This window comes from Streptomyces sp. NP-1717, from assembly GCF_022695985.1.
In the GTDB taxonomy this organism is placed as follows: domain Bacteria; phylum Actinomycetota; class Actinomycetes; order Streptomycetales; family Streptomycetaceae; genus Streptomyces.
The window spans coordinates 1-6,124 of record NZ_JAAPBF010000322.1 but is presented as its reverse complement, the minus strand read 5'-3'; the positions used below and the strand labels follow the sequence as shown (position 1 = coordinate 6,124).

6 protein-coding genes are annotated in these 6,124 nt (G+C 71.7%); 5 read left to right on the top strand and 1 reads right to left on the bottom strand.

Features of this window, described 5'->3' with window-relative positions; genetic code table 11:
• The first annotated feature begins 252 nt into the window (after positions 1–252).
• Entirely contained in the window at positions 253–930 is a 678-nt protein-coding gene (locus GXP76_RS33355) for a response regulator transcription factor (protein WP_242575361.1), read from the top strand.
• Positions 931–1,019: 89 nt separating this feature from the next.
• Positions 1,020–2,285, top strand: coding sequence for an ATP-binding protein (locus GXP76_RS33350; RefSeq protein WP_242575360.1), 1,266 nt, complete (start codon positions 1,020–1,022; stop codon positions 2,283–2,285).
• Here the strand turns inward: GXP76_RS33350 and GXP76_RS33345 are convergent.
• Entirely contained in the window at positions 2,278–2,787 is a 510-nt protein-coding gene (locus GXP76_RS33345) for a GtrA family protein (protein ID WP_242575359.1), read from the bottom strand. The two genes, GXP76_RS33350 and GXP76_RS33345, sit on opposite strands and share 8 nt — an antisense overlap.
• Before the next feature lie 262 nt (positions 2,788–3,049).
• On the opposite strand from GXP76_RS33345, the gene GXP76_RS33340 reads away from it, so the two are divergent.
• Genes GXP76_RS33340 through GXP76_RS33330 form a run of 3 tightly spaced genes read left to right on the top strand, consistent with a single transcriptional unit; the run spans position 3,050 to position 5,912 of the window.
• Positions 3,050–4,189 (top strand): 5-(carboxyamino)imidazole ribonucleotide synthase, encoded by a 1,140-nt coding sequence (locus GXP76_RS33340; RefSeq protein ID WP_308354279.1) that lies wholly within the window; start codon positions 3,050–3,052, stop codon positions 4,187–4,189.
• Positions 4,186–4,710 (top strand): 5-(carboxyamino)imidazole ribonucleotide mutase, encoded by a 525-nt coding sequence (gene purE, locus GXP76_RS33335; RefSeq protein ID WP_242575358.1) that lies wholly within the window; start codon positions 4,186–4,188, stop codon positions 4,708–4,710. Before GXP76_RS33340 ends, purE begins: the two co-directional genes overlap by 4 nt.
• An 8-nt stretch (positions 4,711–4,718) precedes the next feature.
• On the top strand, positions 4,719–5,912 hold the full coding sequence (locus tag GXP76_RS33330) for a dipeptidase (RefSeq protein ID WP_242575362.1): 1,194 nt from the start codon (positions 4,719–4,721) through the stop codon (positions 5,910–5,912).
• Positions 5,913–6,124 lie beyond the last annotated feature (212 nt).

The window sequence follows — 6,124 nt, the reverse complement described above, 5'->3', positions numbered from 1 at the left end:
GAAAAGGGGACCTCCGGCTCTCAAGCCGCGAAAGGTCCCCAACCGGTCGTACGAAGAGCCAGGCCACCCTACGGCACGACAGAGCGGTATTCAGTACGACAGAGAGGTATATGGAATGACTTGAGGGATGGATCACAGGTGGCCCCCGGATCACGAACCTCTTTCGAAGGCAGGTGGCCCAATCGTCTGCGGGAGCCACAGGCATCGGCGATCACTGCCCGGCCGCTCCTCCGCGCGGACTACCATCACCTCATGACCCGTGTACTGCTCGCCGAGGACGACGCGTCCATCTCTGAGCCGCTGGCCCGCGCCCTGCGCAGGGAGGGCTACGAGGTGGAGGTACGCGAAGACGGTCCCACCGCGCTCGAAGCCGGCCTCCAGGGCGGCGTGGACCTGGTCGTGCTCGACCTCGGGCTGCCCGGTATGGACGGCCTCGAAGTGGCCCGGAGGCTGCGTTCCGAGGGGCACTCCGTACCCCTGCTGGTGCTGACCGCCCGCGCCGACGAGGTGGACACCGTCGTCGGTCTCGACGCCGGCGCCGACGACTACGTGACCAAGCCGTTCCGGCTGGCCGAACTGCTCGCCCGGGTACGGGCCCTGCTCCGGCGCGGCGCGAGCGAACCGGCCGTGTCGCCCGCCACGCACGGCGTCCGCATCGACGTCGAGTCGCACCGGGCCTGGATGGGCGAGGAGGAGCTCCAGCTCACCGCGAAGGAGTTCGACCTGCTGCGGGTCCTGGTCAGGGACGCGGGCCGGGTCGTCACCCGCGACCAGCTGATGCGCGAGGTCTGGGACACCACCTGGTGGTCGTCCACGAAGACCCTGGACATGCACATCTCGTGGCTCCGCAAGAAGCTGGGCGACGACGCGGCGAACCCGCGGTACATCGCGACGGTCCGGGGCGTCGGTTTCCGCTTCGAGAAGAGCTGAGCCGGACCGGGCGGTCCGGCCCGGACCCCGCCGGGCGATCCGGCGGGACCGGGCCGCCGGACCGGACCGGCCGAGCAGGGTAGGGCACAGTGCGCCGTCGTCTGATCAACTCCACGCTCGCCGTGGTGCTCGTCGTCATCGCCGTCTTCGGGGTCTCGCTCGTCATCGTCGAGACCCGCACCATCAGCAGCAGCGCCCAGGAGAGCGTCGACCTGGAGGCCGTCCGGCTGGTCAGCATCGTCGACAGCCGGCTGCTCGGCGGCGAGCGCGTCACCGAGGCGATCCTGCGGGAGCAGATCAACGGCGAGCGGTACGCCAAGGTCGAGATCCCGGGCCGCCCGACCGTCGAGATCGGCGCGCCCCCCGAGGGCGGTGCCATCAGGGGCAGTGCCCAGGGCGAGCAGGGCGAGACCGTCACGGTCGAGGAGTCCCGCGCGTCCGTCACCCGCGAACTCGGCCGCACCCTGCTGATCATCGGCGCGGTGGCGCTGCTCGCCGTCGTCGCCGCCGTCCTGCTCGCCGTACGCCAGGCCAACAAGCTCGCGTCACCGCTCACCGACCTCGCCGAGACCGCCGAACGCCTCGGCTCCGGCGACCCCCGCCCCCGTCACAAGCGCTACGCCGTGCCCGAACTGGACCGGGTCGCCGACGTCCTCGACGCCAGCGCCGAACGGATCGCGCGGATGCTCACCGCCGAGCGCCGGCTGGCCGCCGACGCGTCCCACCAGCTCCGTACGCCGCTCACCGCGCTCTCCATGCGCCTGGAGGAGATCTCCACCACCGACGACCCGGACATCGTCAAGGAGGAGGCGACGATCGCGCTCACCCAGGTCGAGCGGCTGACCGACGTGGTCGAGCGGCTGCTCACCAACTCGCGCGACGTCCGTACCGGTTCGGCGATCGTCTTCGATCTCGACGACGTCGTGCAGCAGCAGCTGGAGGAGTGGCGCCCGGCCTACCGCAGCGCCGGCCGCGCCATCGTCTGCTCCGGCACCCAGCACATGCGGGCCGTCGGCACGCCCGGCGCCGTCGCCCAGGTCCTGGCCGCGCTGATCGAGAACTCCCTGATGCACGGCGGCGGCACGGTCGCCCTGCGCAGCCGGATCACCGGCAACCAGGCCGTGATCGAGGTGACGGACGAGGGTCCCGGCGTACCGGCGGACCTCGGGTCGCGGATCTTCGAGCGCGCGATCAGCGGGCACAACTCGACAGGCATCGGGCTCGCGGTCGCCCGCGACCTGGCCGAGGCGGACGGGGGGCGGCTCGAACTGCTCCAGCAGCAGCCGCCGGTCTTCGCGCTGTTCCTGAGCCGTGAGGTACGGGTGCGCAAGGAGCCGAAGAAGACCGTCAGATGACCCGGCCGGGCTGCGGACCGCGCGGCCCGTCGCCCACGGTCGCCAGTTCCGGCTCCGGCTGGAGCCTGCGGAACACCCAGGTGCGGTAGGACCAGAAGCGGAACAGCGTCGCCACGCCGATGCCGAGGAACTTGAACACGTTGCTCTGCAGCGGCCCGTCCCAGCCGAACCCGTATGTCGCCGTGTAGAGCACACCGTTCTCGATGACCAGCCCGACCGCGCTGAACAGCAGGAACAGCGTCAGCTCCTTCGTACGGCGGCTCTTGTCGCGGTCCCGGTAGGCGAAGTGACGGAAGCCCACGTAGTTGCAGGCGATCGCGACGACGGTCGCCAGGATGCTGGCCCGGACCACCTGGAGATCGGTCGTGTGCCGTACGAGGTTGAAGACCGCCAGGTTGACCAGCAGGCCCACCCCGCCGACCGCACCGAACTTCGCGATCTCACGGGTGAGCAGGGTCAGCCGCTCCCGCAGGGTCTGCCGCTGCGAAGGCGCGGGAGTCATCTGGCCGCTCAGCCCCGTCCGGTCGGTGTTCCGTCGAAGACGTCCGTGACGCCGGCGACGCAGTCTTGTCGGCCGAATCCCCCTGACGCCGCGACGCCACCGACCGGCCCACTCTAACCACCGGACCGGCTCAGGTCCGTCGTCCGGATCCCGGCGCGGTCGCGCGCCCGGTGCCGCCGCGCCGGCCCGCCGCGGTGCCGCTGCGCCGCCCCGGCCCGGTCCGGACGAGAGGCCCGGGCCGGGCGCCGGATACCCTGGGTGTGTGACATTCCCGGTAGTCGGCATGGTCGGCGGCGGTCAGCTCGCCCGTATGACCCACGAGGCGGGCATCCCCCTCGGCCTCAGATTCAAGCTCCTCAGCGATACCCCACAGGACTCCGCGGCGCAGGTGGTGGGCGACGTGGTCGTCGGTGACTACCGCGATCTGGAGACGCTTCGCGCCTTCGCGCGCGGCTGCGACGTGATCACCTTCGATCACGAGCACGTCCCGATCGAGCACCTGCGCGCCCTGGAGGCGGACGGCATCCCCGTACGCCCCGGCCCCGACGCCCTCGTCCACGCGCAGGACAAGGGCGTGATGCGCGCCAGGCTCACCGAGCTGGGAGTGCCCGCCCCGCGCCACCGCATCGTCAGCGACGCCGCCGACGTCGCGGCCTTCGCCGCCGAGGTGGGCGGCTTCCCCGTCATCCTGAAGACGGTGCGCGGCGGGTACGACGGCAAGGGCGTGTGGTTCACCCGGTCGGAGGACGACGCCGAGCAGCCCTTCCTCGCCGGCGTGCCCGTCCTGGCCGAGGAGAAGGTCGACTTCGTCCGGGAGCTGGCCGCCAACATCGTGCGCTCGCCGCACGGTCAGGCCGTCGCCTACCCCGTCGTGGAGTCGCGCCAGGTCGACGGTGTGTGCGACACCGTCATCGCGCCCGCGCCCGGTCTCTCCGAGGAACTGTCCGGCCAGGCGCAGCAGCTCGCGCTGCGGATCGCCGCCGAGCTGGGTGTCGTCGGCCATCTCGCCGTCGAGCTGTTCGAGACGGCCGACGGCCGGATCCTCGTCAACGAGCTGGCCATGCGCCCGCACAACTCCGGCCACTGGACCCAGGACGGCGCGATCACCTCCCAGTTCGCCAACCACGTCCGGGCCGTCCTCGACCTGCCGCTGGGCGACCCGCGCCCGCGCGCCCCGTGGACGGTCATGTGCAACGTGCTCGGCGGCGACTACCCCGACATGTACGCGGCCTATCTGCACTGCATGGCCCACGATCCGCAGCTCAAGATCCACATGTACGGCAAGGACGTGAAGCCCGGCCGCAAGGTGGGCCACGTCAACACCTACGGTGACGACCTGGCCGACGTGCTGGAGCGCGCCCGCCACGCCGCCGGATACCTCCGAGGAACGATCACCACATGAGCTCTCCCCTCATCGGCGTCGTCATGGGGTCGGACTCCGACTGGCCCGTCATGGAGGCCGCCGCCCAGGCGCTCGACGAGTTCGAGATCCCCTACGAGGTCGACGTCGTCTCCGCCCACCGGATGCCGCGCGAGATGATCGAGTACGGCGAGCGGGCGGCCGGACGCGGACTGAAGGCGGTCATCGCGGGCGCCGGCGGCGCGGCCCATCTGCCGGGCATGCTGGCCTCGGTCACCCCGCTGCCCGTCATCGGGGTCCCCGTACCGCTGAAGTACCTGGACGGCATGGACTCGCTCCTGTCGATCGTCCAGATGCCCGCCGGGGTGCCGGTCGCGACCGTCTCCGTAGGAGGAGCCCGGAACGCCGGTCTGCTGGCCGCGCGGATCCTCGCCGCCCACGACCCGGAGCTGCTGGCCCGTATGGAGGACTTCCAGAAGAGGCTCGGCGAGCAGGCCACGGACAAGGGCAAACGCCTGCGCGCGAAGGTCGCGGGACACGACGCCTTCGGCTTCGGGAAGTGAGGGCCACCATGGGCGCCGAGGACTATCTGGAGCAGGCACGCGAACTGCTCGAGGACTTCCCCGTGGTCGACGGGCACAACGACCTGCCGTGGGCCCTGCGCGAGCAGGTCCGCTACGACCTCGACCGGCGCGACATCGCCGACGACCAGTCGGCGCACCTGCACACCGACATCCCCCGGCTGCGGGCGGGCGGCGTCGGGGCGCAGTTCTGGTCGGTGTACGTACGCTCCGACATGGCGGGCGACACCGCGGTCAGCGCCACCCTGGAGCAGATCGACGTCGTCGGGCGCATGATCGCCCGCTACCCCGGCGACCTCGCCGCCGCCCGCACCGCCGACGACATGGAGAACGCCCGCCGCACGGGCCGGATCGCCTCCCTGATGGGCGCCGAGGGCGGCCACTCCATCAACAACTCCCTCGCCACCCTGCGCGCCCTGCACAGCCTCGGCGTGCGCTACATGACCCTCACGCACAACGACAACCTCCCGTGGGCGGACTCGGCGACCGACGAGCCGGGCGTGGGCGGCCTGTCGCCCTTCGGCCACGAGGTCGTACGCGAGATGAACCGCACCGGCATGCTGGTCGACCTCTCGCACGTCGCCGCCACGACGATGCGCGACGCGCTCGCCACGAGCACCGCGCCCGTCCTGTTCTCGCACTCCTCCTCGCGGGCCGTCTGCGACCACCCGCGCAACATCCCCGACGACGTACTGGCGCTGCTCGCGGCCAACGGCGGCGTGGCGATGGCCACCTTCGTACCGAAGTTCATCCTTCCCGAGGCGATCGCCTGGACGAAGGCCGCCGACGACAACATGCGCGCGCACGGCGCGCACCCGCTGGACACCACCGAGGCCGGAATGAAGATCCACCGGGCCTACGAGGAGGAGCACCCGCGCCCGACGGCCACGGCGGCGACGGTCGCCGACCACCTGGACCACATGCGCGAGGTCGCGGGCATCGACCACATCGGCATCGGCGGCGACTTCGACGGCACGGCGTTCACGCCGGAGGGCCTGCGGGACGTGGCCGGCTACCCGAACCTCATCGCCGAACTGTTCGCGCGCCGCTGGTCCCCCGAGGACCTGTCGAAGCTGACCTGGCACAACGCCGTACGGGTGCTGCGCGCGGCGGAGGACGTCGCACGGGGGCTCCAGTCGGAGCGGGGCCCGTCGACGGCGACGATCGAGGAACTGGACGGCTGACGGGCGGACCGGTCCGACCCTGATCGCCGGACGGGCCGCGTGTGCGGCCCGTCCGGCGCTTGCGGACAGGCGCAGCCCGCCAAGGGCCGTCCCGTAATCCCCGGTGGGCGCGCGGCGTCAGCTACGGCGCCCCGCCGCCTTGCGATGCGCCGCGTCCGACCCCGCGCGCCGACCCACCAGGGATTACGGGACAACGCTTGGCGGCGCGACCC